Genomic DNA, 14,175 nt, shown 5'->3' on the forward strand with positions numbered 1-14,175 from the left:
TCGGGGCTGAAGGAGACGATGTCGCACGATCTAGACAGCCAGGCCCTGCAAGGTCTTGGACGTTTGTGCGTCGATGCGGCGGAAAACTGCATCATCTCCGCCCCCGACCCCGCCGGCATGGAGCGGATCGAGGCGCGCTTCCATGGCAGCGCCTTCGACCTGCATCGCCACGACACCTATGCGATCGGGGTGACGCTGCACGGGGTGCAGACGTTTCGCTATCTCGGCGCAGCGCGCCACAGCCTGCCCGGCCAGATCATCGTGCTGCATCCCGACGAGCTGCATGATGGCGGCGCCGGCACCGAGGACGGCCTGCGCTACCGGATGCTCTATCTGGAACCGTCGCTGATGCTCGACTGTCTTGGCGGTGCGTCGCTGCCATTTGTCAGGGATGGTGTGGTAACGGACACGGCCTTTTGCACAACGCTGCTTTCGGCGCTGGGGCCGCTGGAGCAGGAACTCGACGAGCTGTTCGTCGACGACTTCCTGACGCAATTGATGCAAAGCCTGACACGGCATGCCGGCCAACCGGCGAAGCCGATGACCAGGACGGCGTGGCGGGCGGCGGCACTGGCGCGCGACTATCTTACGGAAAACCTGACCCGGCCGGTGCGCTCCGGTGAACTGGAAGCGATAACCGGTCTCGACCGCTATGCCTTGTCACGGCATTTCCGCGCCGCTTTCTCGACCAGTCCGCATCGCTTCCTGGTGATGCGCCGGCTTCAGCGTGCGCGGCGGATGATCGCCGCCGGCGAGCCATTGGCACAGATCGCTATCGAAGCCGGCTTCAGCGACCAGAGCCATTTCATCAGGCAATTCAAGAAGGCGTTCGGCATGACGCCGGGGCGCTGGTCGTCGCTGGTCCATGGGTCCACCGCGGCGGCGGCTTGATCGCCTGCCGCGACAATCGGCCGGTCAGTCGTCCGACTCGGCGTCGTCGTCGATGAGCACCAGTTCCTCGTTCGAGAGGTTGGCCTCGATGCGGGCCAGCAGCTTGAACAGCGCCTTCTGGTCCTTCTTGTCGAGGCCCTTCAGCGCCTGCTTCTCGGTCTTCTTCACCGACTTCTCGATGGCGTGGATGATGTCGCGGCCTGTGTCGGTGAGAAAAATATGCGCCTGGCGGGCATCGGCCGACGAGGCGCGCTTTTCCAGGAAACCCTGGGCCTGCAGCCGGTTGATGGTCTTGGTGATGGTGGGTGGGCGCACGCCGAGGCGTCCGGCGAGATTGCCCGGCGTCTGGCCATCCTCGCGGTCGAGCGACAGCATGATCTGATCCTGGCCGGCATAGAAGCCATGCGCCAGGAGCCGCGCCGCGAGTGCGGTTCTTGCCAGCCTTGCCGCCGAATGCAGCCGGCTCATTGTCGCAGTCTTGTCCGCCTTGGCCATGGTCATCCCTCTTCGGCCGTACCGGTGCGGGCAGCATAGAGACAGCCGGCCGGTTGGCAATCGACGATCAAAAAGATTCCGGAGCTTCAAACAGCTTTGCCGGCAAGCATTGTGGTGTCCGCCGTGGCTAATGCCAGATGTTTATTTCAGTTAGATGACAAACGAGTTTTCGCGTCAGGAGTTTTCGTCGCGAGCAGGCTGAGCGAGGGAATGTCGCTCAGCCGGACTTCACCGCGACGATCATCAGCGCCTGATAGGCATCCTCCACCTCGCGCAGTGCGGCCTGCGACTGCGGCCCGGCCTGCCTGGCGATGCCGTCCGCGGCATTCGAGGTGTCGCGCTTGCCTCGCCGGTCGTTGTAGGGCGCGACAGCGGTGAATATTTGCTCGCTGAGGCTGTCGGGGAAGAACAACTGGCCGGTCATCACCGAACTGTCGTCAGGGAAGACCTTGAAATGGATATGGGTGGTGCGGCCGCGATACCAGCCGGGATAGATGGTGGCGAAGGAAACGATGCCGCTTGCATCGGTCTTCTGCCAGCCACGCAGGAAGGTCTGGCCCGACGTGTCGATGTCGCGGCCGTCACCCTGTCCCGGATAGCCGGAATAGGCGCCTTGCGCGTCGCAATGCCAGATGTCGACACGAGCGCCGGCCAGCGGGCGGCAGGCCGCGTCGACAACCTGCAGCCGGACGTCAAGGGCAATACCCTTCTTGCCCTCGGTGACATCGGCACGTTCGAGCTTCGGGTCGAAGTAGAACGGTCCCTCGGTCACTTCAGGCGTAATGGTGCAGACACCGGCGCCGTTTTCGAACAGGGCCAGTCCGGCATAAAGCGAGGCCTGGGCAGCCGAAGATTGGGCGGCCATTGCCGAGGCGGACAAGAAGGCACCACCGCCGGCGGTGACCGCGATCACGCCGAGCGCCTGGCGCCGGCTCAATGACAAGGAGGATGGCTTGCCGGACATATCTTGCCTCTCGAATTGGCTCCCGCATCTTGACCTAGGCAATCGCAGCGGCTCTCGCCAGTCAAAATCCGATCATGTCGCAAGCCGGTTTGGCCCATCGGTTTGCCCCGTGCAAAAACCCGGCACACATCCTATATGGAACCGACAATCCCTTTTTCGAGGGCCGGATTTTTCGCGGCCCAGCACCTTCGAGGCAAGCCATGAGCGACGCACAGACGCAGATTCCCGTAACCGTTCTCACCGGCTATCTCGGCGCCGGCAAGACGACGCTGCTCAACCGCATCCTGTCGGAAAACCACGGCAAGCGCTACGCCGTCATCGTCAACGAATTCGGCGAAATCGGCATCGACAACGATCTGATCGTGGAATCCGACGAGGAAATCTACGAGATGAACAATGGCTGCGTCTGCTGCACGGTGCGCGGCGACCTGATCCGTGTCGTCGAGGGCCTGATGCGCCGGCCTGGCCGCTTCGACGCCATCGTCGTCGAGACCACAGGGCTCGCCGATCCGGTGCCGGTGGCGCAGACCTTCTTCATGGACGACGACGTGCGCTCCAAGACCAGGCTCGATGCGGTGGTGGCGCTGGTCGACGCCAAGCACCTGCCGCTGCGGCTCAAGGACTCCAAGGAAGCCGAGGACCAGATCGCCTTCGCCGATGTCGTCGTGCTCAACAAGACCGACCTCGTCACGTCAGAAGAACTCGCCAAGGTCGAGGCGACGATCCGCGCCATCAATCCGGCGGCGAAGATCCATCGCACGACACGAGCCGGCGTCGCCCTGACCGAAGTGCTCGACCGCGGTGCCTTCGACCTGTCCCGGGCGCTGGAAAACGATCCGCATTTCCTCGAAGGGCATGACGATCACGATCATCATCATGACCACGATCACGACGGCCACGATCATGACGGGCATGACCACCACCATCACGCGCATGCTTCCGACATCCATGATGTGACGGTGCAGTCGGTGTCGCTGCGCGGCGGCGAGATGGACCCGAAGAAGTTCTTCCCGTGGATCGAGAAGATCACCCAGATGGAAGGCCCCAACATCCTGCGGCTCAAGGGCATCATCGCGCTCAAGGGCGATGATGAGCGCTATGTCATCCAGGGCGTGCACATGATCATCGAGGGCGACCACCAGCGCGCCTGGAAGGACGGCGAGAAGCACGAGAGCCGGCTGGTGTTCATAGGCCGTGAACTCGACGCCGAGCGGCTGAAGAAGAGTTTTGACGCCTGCCAGGCGGCTTGATTTCCAAGCCTTATAACGCTAGCGCTGCCCCTTCTGTCCTTCTCCCCTTGTGGGAGAAGGTGGCTGAGCGAAGCTCGGTCGGATGAGGGGTGCTCCAGCTTGGCACCGACGGCGATCCGTCCAACACCCCTCGACCGTCTCGGCGCTGCGCGCCGATCCACCTTCTCCCACAAGGGGAGAAGGTTGGCGCCACACCTGGCCGCGCTGCGACTTCCCGGGCATGGCAACAAACTTCATTGGAATGGTTCTGATGCCCACAGTCGCCCCGCTTGATCTCGAAGGCCATTGCATTGCCGCCGTCTTCCTTGGCGACGTGCCGCATTTCGCGCTGGCGGACGGCGCCGTCCATCGGCTCGACCATGGCCACAAGACGGTTCAGGCCAATGATGGGCTGCTGGCCGCCTTCCACGATGTCGCCAATGACCGGCTGATCACCGGCGGCGAGGACGGCAAGGTGTTTGCCGTGAAAGCGGGCGGCGAGGCCACCGAACTGACCAGTGCCGGAAAAAAGTGGATCACCAGCGTTGCTGCCGGGCCGCAGGGCGCCATCGCCTATGCGACGGGCAAGACCGCCTACGTGCGCTTTGCCGACGGCAAGACCAGGGAATTCGTCCATCCGCGTTCGGTCGAGGGACTGGCCTTCTCGCCCAAGGGCATGCGCTTCGGCGTTGCCCGCTACAATGGCGCGACGCTGCATTTCCCGGCCGCCGAAGGCAAGCCGGTGGAGCTCGAATGGGCCGGCGCCCACACCGGCGTCACCTTCTCGCCGGACGGCGCCTTCCTCGTCACCACCATGCAGGAAAATGCATTGCACGGCTGGAAGCTCGCCGACGGCAAGCACATGCGCATGACCGGCTATCCCGGCAAGGTCAAAAGCCTGTCGTGGAGCGTGAAAGGCAAATGGCTGGCGAGTTCCGGCGCGCCGGCGGCGATTGTCTGGCCGTTTTCAGGCAAGGACGGTCCAATGGGCAAGGCGCCGCTGGAACTCGGCACGCGCGGCAACGCCATGGTGACGGCTGTCGCCTGCCACCCGAGCCAGGATGTCGTCGCCGTCGGCTATGATGACGGCATGGTGATGGCGGTGCGTTTTGCCGACGCCAAGGAAGTGCTGTTGCGACGACCGGGCAAGGGCGCCATCACCTCGATGATGTGGGACAAGGAAGAACGCCGCGTCGCGTTCGGCAGTGCGGCCGGCGACTGCGGCGTCATCGACATCACGGTCTGAACTCACCGCGCTCGCGCGGCCAGCCGAAGAGGTTTGCGCCGCAGCGACAGCCCGTCGCGCATGTTGAGCGACAGCAGTGCGATATTCGTCGCGCCGGCCGCCAGTTCGATCGTCTGAACGATTGTGAAAAGGCTGTCGAAGCGACCGGCCGCGGCAAGGCTGCTGAGCAGGAAGGCCGAGGGCACGAGCACCAGCAATCCGTTGGCGGCGATGATGCGCATGCGCCATTTCTTGCGCGCCACGACCGGGCTCTTCCAGCCCTTGCCGAGCGAAAAGCCTGACGCGCCGGCAATGATCATCGCCGGAATGAGCACCGCCATGCCGGCCAGCACACAGTTTTTGACAATTGTGATCGCCGCCGCGTCGCCAAGCAGTTCAACCGCGGCCGTCGACAGCCAGAAAGCCGAAACCGTGATGAGCGCTATGGCGCCCGCCGCTGCATGAATCCTGGTTTTCATTTTAATCTCCATAGCAAGCTATATATCATTGCATAGCATGCTATTCAACTATTATCTGGCGAGCATGGCATTTCAGAAGGAACGATCCGCCGGATTCCTGGCCAACCACATGGCGCGGTTGTTTGCCAACGGGCTGCAGCAGCGCATCCGGCCGCTTGGCCTGGCGCCAGCCCAGTTCATGACGCTGCTGGCGCTGTGGGACGAAGATGGCCTGACGCAACGCGAACTCGTGCAGCGTCTCAACGTGGAACAGGCGACGATGGCCAACACGCTGATCCGTATGGAACGTGACGGGCTGATCGAACGACGCCTGCACCCCGAAGACGGGCGCTCGCAGTCGATCCATCTCACCGCGAAAGCCGTTGGCCTGCGCGAACCGGCGACGCAGGCCGCGCGTTTGCAGAACGAGGCGGCACTGACCGGCTTCAGCGAGGACGAGCGGCTGATGTTTCTCGACCTGATGCGACGCGCCATCGCCTCGATGCAGGCAGGCTGACACAGCCGATCGGCGAGCCTACTCAGCCCCGCACGACACCTTGCCCGTCAACTCCGCCGGCTTGCCGTCCTTGTCCACGTCGGCGGCATTGTCATAGACGGCAAGCGTGTACTGCCCGTCATAGACGCCTTCGTCGCTGGTCTTGGTCAGGATCGTCAGTTCGACCGAGTTGTAGGTTTGCACGGCCTTATGCTCGCTATAGACGTTCAGCCGCAATTCCTTGCCGTCGAGCCAGTATTGCGTCAGGTTCGAATCCTCGAAGACGGTTTTGCGCAGGCTGTCGCCGGCAGGCCTGCCTAAAATTTCGAGATCGCCGCGAAAATTGAACGTCGGCCCACCCATGCCCCTTGTGACGCCGGCTTCGACCTCGAACTTCACCGCCGTGTCATCGGCAGAACACCAGATTCCGCCCGAGGCCAGGGCTGTGCCGGTCGACAAGAACAGGCCCAATCCGCAGATAGTCGTCCGCATTTTCTCTCACCCCCGTTGTCTCCCGTATTGACGCTCACTTCATCGGCAGGGTCAAGCGCCGCCGCCCACGCACCGGCTGAGCCAATGCAGGGCAGACGCGCGGCCAATTGCGGTTGCCGACGTGGATTGGCTAAGAGGGACCAGCCAGAGGGGTTTTCATGCACAGCAGCGACAGTTCAAAGACCATCGGCGGTATCAGCCGAGACCGCATCGCAGAATTGCGCGACACCGAGGGGGCGGCCTTCCGCAAGGCGCGGCCAAGGTCGCAAGCCAAGGCCGGCAACGGCCTGCCCGGCTTCTTCGGCGGCGTGCCAATGCACTGGATGAACGACTGGCCGACGCCGTTTCCGATCCTGGTCGATAGCGCCAAAGGCGCGACCATCACCGACATCGATGGTATCAGGCTCGACGATTTCTGCCTTGGCGACACCGGCTCGATGTTCGGCCATTCGCCGCCGCCGGTGGCGCGCGCCATCCGCCGTCAGGCAGGACGGGGCCTGACCTATATGCTGCCCTCGGAAGACGCGCTCGCCATCGGGCCGCTGCTGCAGCAGCGTTTCGGCCTGCCGTTCTGGCAGATCGCGACGACTGCAACCGACGCCAACCGCGTTGCGCTGCGCGTGGCCCGCGCCATCACCGGCCGGGAGAAAATTCTGGTCTTCAATGGCTGCTATCACGGCTCGGTCGACGAGACGATGGTGAGGCTGATCGACGGCAAGCCCGTCAACCGGCCGGGGCTGGCGGGCGAGTTCCGCGACCTGACCCGCACGGCCAAGGTCATCGAGTTCAACGATGTTTCAGCACTCGAAGCCGCGCTCAGGGACAAGGATGTCGCTTGCGTCATTGCCGAGCCGGTGCTGACCAATTCCTGCATGGTGCTGGCCGATCCGGGCTACCATGACGCACTGCGCAGACTGACGCGCCAAGCCGGTACACTGCTTCTGATCGACGAGACGCATACGATCTCGACCGGCCCCGGCGGCTACACGAGGAAGTATGGTCTCGACCCGGACTTCTTCGTGCTAGGCAAGCCGATTGCCGGCGGTGTGCCGGCAAGTGTGTGGGGCATGAGCGACGACGTCGCTTCGCGCTATGCCAACTACAACAGGACCAAGGAACCAGGCTATTCCGGTATGGGCACGACGCTCTCGGCCAATCCGCTGCAGTTCGCGGCGATGCGCGCCACGCTCGAAGAGGTGATGACCAGTGAGAATTATGACCGGATGGATCATCTGGCGCGGCGGCTCGATGCCGGGCTGACCGGCGTGATCGACCGCCACCGCCTGCCCTGGCATGTTTCGCGCGTCGGCGCCCGCGTCGAGTTCATCTGCGCGCCCGGCCCGTTGAGGAATGGCGCCGAGGCGGAAGTGGCGCATGCACCGGAACTGGAGGCCGCCATCCATGTCGCGCTGGTCAATCGCGGCGTGCTGATCGCACCCTTCCACAACATGATGCTGATCTCGCCGGCGACGTCAGGTGCCCAGGTCAACCGGCTGATCACCGCCTTCGGCGCGGTTGCGGCAAAGCTTGCGGCGTGAGACAAGCGGCGATGGACCACCCCAATGCCATGATGACCTCACCTTCGGGCTCGACATCAGCCGAGGCGCAAGCCTTTCTCGACGCCTATCCCGAGATCGAAGCCTTCGATATCGTGCTGACCGACGCCAATGGCGTCGGCCGTGGCAAGATCGTGCGCCGGCATGAGCTGAAGAGCATTTTCGAGGGCGGCCGCCATATGCCGATCTCGATCCTCGGCCTCGATATCACCGGCGAGGATGTGCACGAGACCGGACTGATCTGGACCACCGGCGACGGCGACCTCAGGGCCTGGCCGATCCCCGGCACGCTGGTGCCGCTCTACGGCACGAGCCCGCCGCGCGGCCAATTGCTGATGGCGATGTACATGCTCGACGGTCGGCCGATGTCGTCGGATCCGCGGCTGGCGCTGGCGCGACAGGTCGACATCCTGGCAGCCAAGGGTCTCTATCCGGCCGGCGCCTTCGAACTCGAATTCTTCCTGCTGGCCAATGAGCGCGATGCCGACGGCAAGGTGCAGCCGGCGCGCGCCGTGCTCGATGGCCGCGTCTCGGGCAAGACCGAAGTCTATTCCGTCGACCATCTGCACGGCATGGAGCCGCTGTTCTCCGACATCTATGCCGCCGCCAAGGCGCAAGGCATTCCGGCCGAGACCGTCATTTCCGAATATGCGCCCGGCCAGTACGAACTGACGCTGAACTACCGCAAGGACGTGATGCGGGCGGCCGACGATCTGGTCATGCTGAAGCGGCTGGTGCGGGCGCAGGCGCGCCGCCATGGCGTCACCGCCTGTTTCATGGCCAAGCCGATCGAGAAATATGCCGGCTCGGGCATGCATTTCCACGTCTCGCTGCAGGACAAGGCCGGCCGAAACGTCTTTGCCGAAGCCGGCGGCGAGAGCTGGTCGCTGCCGCTGCTGCAGGGACTTGGCGGCCTGATCCAGACGATGGCGGAATCGATGCTGGTGTTTGCGCCGCACGCCAATTCCTGGCGGCGCTTCGTCTCGCAATCCTATGCGCCGGTGGCGCCGACCTGGGGCGTCAACAACCGCTCGGTGGCCTTACGCGTGCCAGCGGGGGACGCCAAGAACCGGCGCATCGAGCACCGCCCGTCCGGCGTCGACGCCAATCCCTATCTGATCGCCGCGACGGTACTCGCCGGCATCATCAAGGGCATGGATGAAGGCCTCGATCCCGGCCCCGAAACGACGGGCAACGGCTACGAGGCAGCCGTGACGCGCACGACGATGCCGGTCGACTGGCGCGCCGCGATCGAAGCGGCGCGAGCATCCAGCTTCCTGAAAGGCGCTCTCGGCGAGGACCTGCATCGCACCTTCGTGGCGATCAAGCAGTCCGAGTACCTGCGCGTGGCGCGCACGGTCAGCGAACTGGACTACCACCTCTATCTGCACGAGGTGTAGAGGACAGGTAGCGGGTCGGTTTGAAAACTGCTGTCGCAAAATAGGTGTTCTCAGCGCGGCCCGTATGACAACGCTGAATGGCGGATTAGAATGAACCTTCACGTGCTAACAGTAGTGGCTCAAGCAGACGGAACCGAAAAATATCCTGATGGCGAACGCCACGCGCTGTTGGTTTATGCAAGTGCCATGAATCTAGCGAGCGCAATAACTTCAACGCCTGCACATCTGGTTGAGTGTGGTTGGCAGGATGCCGAAGTGCGCGATGCCAGGGAAATTTCCTCCGACGTTTCTGCAATCGTTGACGACATTTTGCGGAATGCCGCTTCGGCCGCACTCCAGGATGGCTACTCCATTGTCGTCTATGCAACGCCTATCACGGACTGAACCCACAATTTCAAACTGACCACTACCACGGCCAGCATCACAGTTCAGCGGATCAATATAGCCCTGAGATCGTTGACATTCGTGCCGGTCGGACCAGGCACAAAAAGATCGCCGACGGCATTGAAGGCCGTCCAGGCATTGTTGCCGGCCAGCATCGCCTTGGCGTCCACACCGGCCGCGCGCATGCGCGATACGGTCGAACCATCGGCGAAGGCGCCGGCATTGTCTTCCGAACCGTCGATACCATCGGTGTCGGCGGCCAGCGCATGGATACCTTCCGCGCCGTTGATGCCGATGGCGAAGGCAAGCAGGAATTCTGAGTTGCGGCCCCCTTTGCCCTTGGCGCGCAGCGTTACGGTGGTCTCACCGCCGGACAGGATGAGAACCGGCTTTGAAAATGGCCGGTCGCGCGTCGCCACTTCGCGCGCGATTGCCCCATGGACGCCACCGACTTCGCGCGCTTCGCCTTCGATGGCATCGGACAGGATGACCGCTTCGACGCCTTGCCGTTTCGCCTCAGCCGCCGCTGCTTCGAGCGAAACGCCGGCCGAGGCGATCAGGTGGACTTCGTTGCGCGAAAAGCGCTTGTCATTCGTGCTTGGTGCATCGGCGGCCGGCGAATCGATATGCGCCATGACCGAGGCCGGCAGTTTCATGCCGTAAGCAGCAATCGATGCCAGCGCATCCTGCCGGCTGCCGGTATCCGGTACCGTCGGACCGGAAGCCACCAGCGCCGGATTGTCGCCGGGAATGTCGGAGACGACCAGCGACACCACCTTGGCCGGCCAGGCGGCCGCCGCCAGCCTGCCGCCCTTGATGGTTGAAAGGTGCTTGCGGATGGTGTTCATCGCCGCGATCGGCGCGCCGGAGGCGAGCAGCGCTTCGTTGACGGCGATCTCGTCGGCGAGCGTCAGGCTGCCGGCTGGCGACGGCAGCAGCGCCGAGCCGCCACCCGAAATCAGCGCCACGACCAGATCGTCCGCCGTCAGTCCCTGGACCTTGGCGAGCAGGCGCCGCGAGGCTTCGAGCCCGGCGGCGTCCGGCACCGGATGCGCCGCCTCGATGATCTCGATCCGCTCGCATTTCGCGCCATAGCCGTAACGGGTGACGACCAGCCCTTCGATGGGGCCGTCCCACACCTTCTCGAACGCCGCCGCCATCTGCGCCGAGCCTTTTCCCGCGCCGATGACGATGGTGCGGCCCTTGGGCTTGGCTGGCAGATGATCCCGGATGGTTCGTTCCGGATCGGCGGCGGCGACGGCCGCGTTGAAGATTGAGGTCAGGAAGGTCTTGGGATCGAGCACGGTCATTCGGCGTCCCGAGGCAGCGTCAGCCCGCGCTTGTCGATGCCCAAATGATCGCACAGCGCATCGACCACGACACCATGATCCTCGCGCTCCGGCAGGCCGGAAACGGCGATCACACCTATGACACCGGCGCCCCTCACCGTCACCGGAAAGCCGCCGCCGGCCAGCACATAGTCCGATATGTCGAGACCCTCGCCAATCTTGAAGGTGCGGTCCGGGCGCTGCTGTTCCAGCACCATGCGATAGGTGCTTCTCAGGAACCGTTTGACCACGTTGATCTTGCGCCGCGCCCAGTCGGGATTGGAAGCGTTCGAGCCCGGCAGCGCGACATAGAACAGCGGCCTATCGAAGGTCCTGATGTCGACGATCACAGGCAGGTTCTCGGCCAACGCCCGATCGCGGATGGCTGAGCCGATCTTGAAAGCGACGGCCTCGTCGAAGGCGGCGAAGACAAGGGTCTCTTCCTGTCTCTTGATCAGAGCGATGTCGTCAGCAACGGCCATTTTCTCTCTCCGAAAATCGTCACACGTCGTTTGTACGACAAGCTCCGCCCGGTCAAGCTCCGTCGCCGTGGCCCCCTCATCCGGCCGCTGCGCGGCCACCTTCTCCCCGAGGGGAGAAGAGACGGCACGGGACCTCGACTTCCTCCTCTCCCCTCGGGGAGAGGTCGGATTGCCCCGGATTGCTCTTTGCAATTCGGTTTTGGCAATCCGGGTGAGGGGGCTTACCCGGCGATCATGTCGGTCTTGGCGGGCCGCCCAGCCACGTAAACCTCGCGCACGGTGCGATCGTCGCCCAGCGTTTGCAGCAGAAACAACTCCTGCGCCAGCGTCTCGACCGTTTCCATCCTGAGCCGCATGGCCGGCGTCGCCCTGGCATCGAGCACGACGATATCGGCATCGCTGCCCTCGTCCAGCGTGCCGATCTTTTCCACGACCGACAGCGCCTCGGCATTGCCGCGCGTCATCTGCCAGAAGGACTGGAACGGGTTGAGCTTCTCGCCATTCAGCGCGATCACCTTGTAGCCCTCGTCCATGGTGCGCAGCATCGAATAGTTGGTGCCGCCGCCGACATCGGTGGCGGCGGCGATGCGGATCGGCTTGTCGCGGCGGCGAAAGCGTTGGTAATCGAACAGGCCGGAACCGAGGAACAGGTTGGAGGTCGGGCAGAACACCGCCACTGAGCCCGAGTCAGAAAGCGCATCCGCCTCGCGCTCCGACAGATGGATGCAATGGCCAAACAGGCTCTTCTTCCTCAACAAGCCGTAGTGCTCGTAGACGTCGGTGTAGTCACGCGACCAGGGGTAGAGTTCCTGCGTGAAGGCGATCTCGGCGTGGTTTTCCGACAGATGCGTCTGCATGTGCAGGTCGGGGTGTTCGCGGCACAGCGCGCCGGCCATCTCCATCTGCTCCGGCGACGAGGTGATGGCGAAGCGCGGCGTGATGGCGTAGTGCTGGCGGCCCTTGCCGTGCCACTGCGCAATCAGCGCCTTGCTGTCGTCATAGCCGGATTGCGGCGTGTCGAGCACGCCGTCGGGCGCGTTGCGATCCATCATCACCTTGCCGGCGATGTTGAGCATGTTGCGGTCATGCGACTCGGCAAAGAACGCCTCGGCGGAAGCCTTGTGTACCGAGCAGTAGGCGGCAACCGTCGTGGTGCCATGGCGCACCATTTCGTCGAGGAACAGCCGCGCGATGCGGCGGCCGTGCTGCGCATTGGCGAACTTCGTCTCTTCCGGAAAAGTGTAGGTGTTCAACCAGTCGAGCAGTTCCGCGCCATAGGAGGCGATGACCTGCATCTGCGGGAAATGCGCATGCGCATCGATGAAGCCCGGCAGCAGCAGATGCGGCCGATGGTCGATTTTCTTCGCCGTCTCGCCGGCCTGCTTTTCAACATCGGCATAGGCGCCGGCGGCAACGATCCTGCCGTCGCGGATCAGCAGGCCGCCATCCTCCTCGTAGCGCCAGGCGGAATGGTCATCGATGGTTTGCGGCCAGCGCACAAAGGACAGCGTGCGGCCGCGCAGAAGTGTCGAGCTCATGCTATTTCCCTGCGCCTTCGAACCAGGCCACCAGCAGCGCCCGCTCCTTGTCGGTGATCTGGGAGACGTTGGCGGGCGGCATGGCGTGGCTGCGGCCGGCCTGCAGATAGATTTCCCGGGCGTGGTTGGCGATGTCGGCATCGGTGTCGAGCATCACGCCCTTGGGCGCATGATAGATGCCCTCATAGACCGGCTCCGCCGCATGGCACATCGAGCAGCGGCCGAGCACGGTGTCGCGCACGGCCGGGAAATGCGCTGACGCGACATAGATTTGCGCCGCCGCCGATTCCCTGGGTTCGCCGGTCAGTACCTTCGGCGCGGTCGACAGCCAGATGATGATGATGAACAGGACAAGCGCCGCCATCCAGGTCCAGGTCGGGTTGCCCTTGCGGGCATGGACCGAGTTGAAATAGTGCCGGATCAGCACGCCGATGATGAACACCAGCGAGGCGATGACCCAGTTGAACTCAGTGCCGAACGCCAGGGGATAGTGGTTCGACAGCATCAGGAACAGCACCGGCAGCGTCAGATAATTGTTGTGCAGGGAGCGCTGCTTGGCGATCTTGCCGTATTTCGGATCAGGCTTGCGGCCAGCGATGAGGTCGGCGACGACGATCTTCTGGTTGGGGATGATGACCATGAAGACATTGGCCGACATGATCGTGGCGGTGATGGCGCCCAGATGCAGGAAGGCGGCGCGGCCGGTGAACAGGTGCGTCAGCCCCCAGGCGATGAACACCAGCACGCAGTAAAGCACCAGCATCAGGCCGGTATCGCTTTTTCCCAGCGGTGAGCGGCACAGAAGATCGTAGACCACCCAGCCGACGCCGATGGTCGCCAGCGACAGCAGGATGCCGACCGGCACCGACATCGGCAGCACGTTCGGATCGATCAGGAACAGATCGGCTCCGGCATAATAGACAACACACAGCATGGCGAAGCCGGACAGCCAGGTGGCGTAGGATTCCCATTTGAACCAGGTCAGGTGTTCCGGCATCTCGGCGGGCGCCACCAGATATTTCTGGATGTGGTAGAATCCGCCGCCATGCACCTGCCATTCCTCGCCGAAGGCGCCGACGGGCATGCCCGGGCGCTGGCGCAGGCCGAGATCGAGCGCGACGAAGTAGAAGGACGAGCCGATCCAGGCGATGCCGGTGACGACATGCAGCCAGCGCACGGCAAAACTAAGCCAGTCCCAGAAAATCGCGAAATCCATCATTGAAGTCGTCCCTGCCGA

Annotated in this window: 15 protein-coding genes; 7 read left to right on the forward strand and 8 right to left on the reverse strand. The window is 63.5% G+C overall.

The genetic code is table 11. The annotated features are described in order from the left end of the window. The first annotated feature begins 18 nt into the window (after positions 1-18). The gene (locus HB777_27100) at positions 19-891 is read left to right on the forward strand and encodes an AraC family transcriptional regulator (protein QND67231.1); all 873 of its coding nucleotides are present in this window, start codon (positions 19-21) and stop codon (positions 889-891) included. Positions 892-915: 24 nt separating this feature from the next. On the opposite strand, the gene HB777_27105 is transcribed toward HB777_27100, so the two are convergent. Together HB777_27105 and HB777_27110 are read right to left on the reverse strand one after the other, a co-directional pair. Further along, the gene (locus tag HB777_27105) at positions 916-1,386 is read right to left on the reverse strand and encodes a winged helix-turn-helix transcriptional regulator (protein ID QND67232.1); all 471 of its coding nucleotides are present in this window, start codon (positions 1,384-1,386) and stop codon (positions 916-918) included. 217 nt (positions 1,387-1,603) lie between these two features. After that, positions 1,604-2,350: an intradiol ring-cleavage dioxygenase gene (locus HB777_27110; protein QND67233.1), complete on the reverse strand. Its 747-nt coding sequence runs from the start codon at positions 2,348-2,350 to the stop codon at positions 1,604-1,606. Positions 2,351-2,550: 200 nt separating this feature from the next. Here HB777_27110 and HB777_27115 point away from each other — a divergent pair, with 200 nt between their 5' ends. Further along, on the forward strand, positions 2,551-3,600 hold the full coding sequence (locus tag HB777_27115; GenBank protein QND67234.1) for a GTP-binding protein: 1,050 nt from the start codon (positions 2,551-2,553) through the stop codon (positions 3,598-3,600). A 250-nt stretch (positions 3,601-3,850) separates the two neighbouring features. Next, positions 3,851-4,825, forward strand: coding sequence for a WD40 repeat domain-containing protein (locus HB777_27120; GenBank protein ID QND67235.1), 975 nt, complete (start codon positions 3,851-3,853; stop codon positions 4,823-4,825). 2 nt (positions 4,826-4,827) lie between these two features. Here the strand turns inward: HB777_27120 and HB777_27125 are convergent, their stop codons facing one another. Further along, positions 4,828-5,283 carry a hypothetical protein gene (locus HB777_27125; GenBank protein ID QND67236.1) on the reverse strand — a complete coding sequence of 152 codons (456 nt, stop codon included), beginning with the start codon at positions 5,281-5,283 and terminating at the stop codon, positions 4,828-4,830. A gap of 64 nt (positions 5,284-5,347) precedes the next feature. On the opposite strand from HB777_27125, the gene HB777_27130 reads away from it, so the two are divergent. Further along, positions 5,348-5,779, forward strand: coding sequence for a MarR family transcriptional regulator (locus tag HB777_27130; GenBank protein ID QND67237.1), 432 nt, complete (start codon positions 5,348-5,350; stop codon positions 5,777-5,779). Between the two features lie 18 nt (positions 5,780-5,797). Here the strand turns inward: HB777_27130 and HB777_27135 are convergent, their stop codons facing one another. Further along, positions 5,798-6,250, reverse strand: coding sequence for a hypothetical protein (locus tag HB777_27135; protein ID QND67238.1), 453 nt, complete (start codon positions 6,248-6,250; stop codon positions 5,798-5,800). 158 nt (positions 6,251-6,408) lie between these two features. On the opposite strand from HB777_27135, the gene HB777_27140 reads away from it, so the two are divergent. From HB777_27140 to HB777_27150, 3 genes are all read left to right on the forward strand, one after another. Next, on the forward strand, positions 6,409-7,788 hold the full coding sequence (locus HB777_27140; protein QND67239.1) for an aspartate aminotransferase family protein: 1,380 nt from the start codon (positions 6,409-6,411) through the stop codon (positions 7,786-7,788). A 32-nt stretch (positions 7,789-7,820) separates the two neighbouring features. Next, positions 7,821-9,206, forward strand: a complete 1,386-nt coding sequence (locus tag HB777_27145; GenBank protein ID QND68921.1) for a glutamine synthetase — start codon at positions 7,821-7,823, stop codon at positions 9,204-9,206. Between the two features lie 90 nt (positions 9,207-9,296). Then, a complete protein-coding gene (locus HB777_27150) occupies positions 9,297-9,590 on the forward strand; it encodes a hypothetical protein (protein QND67240.1) in 294 nt (97 codons plus the stop codon). A gap of 44 nt (positions 9,591-9,634) precedes the next feature. Here the strand turns inward: HB777_27150 and HB777_27155 are convergent, their stop codons facing one another. The 4 genes from HB777_27155 to HB777_27170 form a co-directional block, all read right to left on the reverse strand. After that, positions 9,635-10,900, reverse strand: coding sequence for a glycerate kinase (locus tag HB777_27155; protein QND67241.1), 1,266 nt, complete (start codon positions 10,898-10,900; stop codon positions 9,635-9,637). After that, positions 10,897-11,400 (reverse strand): heme-degrading domain-containing protein, encoded by a 504-nt coding sequence (locus HB777_27160; protein ID QND67242.1) that lies wholly within the window; start codon positions 11,398-11,400, stop codon positions 10,897-10,899. The genes HB777_27155 and HB777_27160 overlap by 4 nt, the downstream gene beginning before the upstream one ends. A 221-nt stretch (positions 11,401-11,621) precedes the next feature. Continuing rightward, positions 11,622-12,938, reverse strand: coding sequence for a guanine deaminase (guaD, locus tag HB777_27165; protein QND67243.1), 1,317 nt, complete (start codon positions 12,936-12,938; stop codon positions 11,622-11,624). 1 nt (position 12,939) lies between these two features. Next, positions 12,940-14,157, reverse strand: coding sequence for a urate hydroxylase PuuD (locus tag HB777_27170; GenBank protein ID QND67244.1), 1,218 nt, complete (start codon positions 14,155-14,157; stop codon positions 12,940-12,942). Positions 14,158-14,175 lie beyond the last annotated feature (18 nt).

It is taken from the genome of Mesorhizobium loti, from assembly GCA_014189435.1.
GTDB lineage: Bacteria > Pseudomonadota > Alphaproteobacteria > Rhizobiales > Rhizobiaceae > Mesorhizobium > Mesorhizobium loti_G.

Bases quoted from the DNA above. Each gene is read 5' to 3' on its own strand.
- HB777_27125 (QND67236.1), bottom strand. From the start codon at position 5,283: ATGAAAACCAGGATTCATGCAGCGGCGGGCGCCATAGCGCTCATCACG.
- HB777_27135 (QND67238.1), bottom strand. From the start codon at position 6,250: ATGCGGACGACTATCTGCGGATTGGGCCTGTTCTTGTCGACCGGCACA.
- HB777_27110 (QND67233.1), bottom strand. From the start codon at position 2,350: ATGTCCGGCAAGCCATCCTCCTTGTCATTGAGCCGGCGCCAGGCGCTC.
- HB777_27155 (QND67241.1), bottom strand. From the start codon at position 10,900: ATGACCGTGCTCGATCCCAAGACCTTCCTGACCTCAATCTTCAACGCG.
- HB777_27160 (QND67242.1), bottom strand. From the start codon at position 11,400: ATGGCCGTTGCTGACGACATCGCTCTGATCAAGAGACAGGAAGAGACC.
- guaD (QND67243.1), bottom strand. From the start codon at position 12,938: ATGAGCTCGACACTTCTGCGCGGCCGCACGCTGTCCTTTGTGCGCTGG.
- HB777_27145 (QND68921.1), top strand. From the start codon at position 7,821: ATGACCTCACCTTCGGGCTCGACATCAGCCGAGGCGCAAGCCTTTCTC.
- HB777_27140 (QND67239.1), top strand. From the start codon at position 6,409: ATGCACAGCAGCGACAGTTCAAAGACCATCGGCGGTATCAGCCGAGAC.
- HB777_27100 (QND67231.1), top strand. From the start codon at position 19: ATGTCGCACGATCTAGACAGCCAGGCCCTGCAAGGTCTTGGACGTTTG.
- HB777_27150 (QND67240.1), top strand. From the start codon at position 9,297: ATGAACCTTCACGTGCTAACAGTAGTGGCTCAAGCAGACGGAACCGAA.
- HB777_27115 (QND67234.1), top strand. From the start codon at position 2,551: ATGAGCGACGCACAGACGCAGATTCCCGTAACCGTTCTCACCGGCTAT.
- HB777_27130 (QND67237.1), top strand. From the start codon at position 5,348: ATGGCATTTCAGAAGGAACGATCCGCCGGATTCCTGGCCAACCACATG.
- HB777_27120 (QND67235.1), top strand. From the start codon at position 3,851: ATGCCCACAGTCGCCCCGCTTGATCTCGAAGGCCATTGCATTGCCGCC.
- HB777_27170 (QND67244.1), bottom strand. From the start codon at position 14,157: ATGATGGATTTCGCGATTTTCTGGGACTGGCTTAGTTTTGCCGTGCGC.
- HB777_27105 (QND67232.1), bottom strand. From the start codon at position 1,386: ATGGCCAAGGCGGACAAGACTGCGACAATGAGCCGGCTGCATTCGGCG.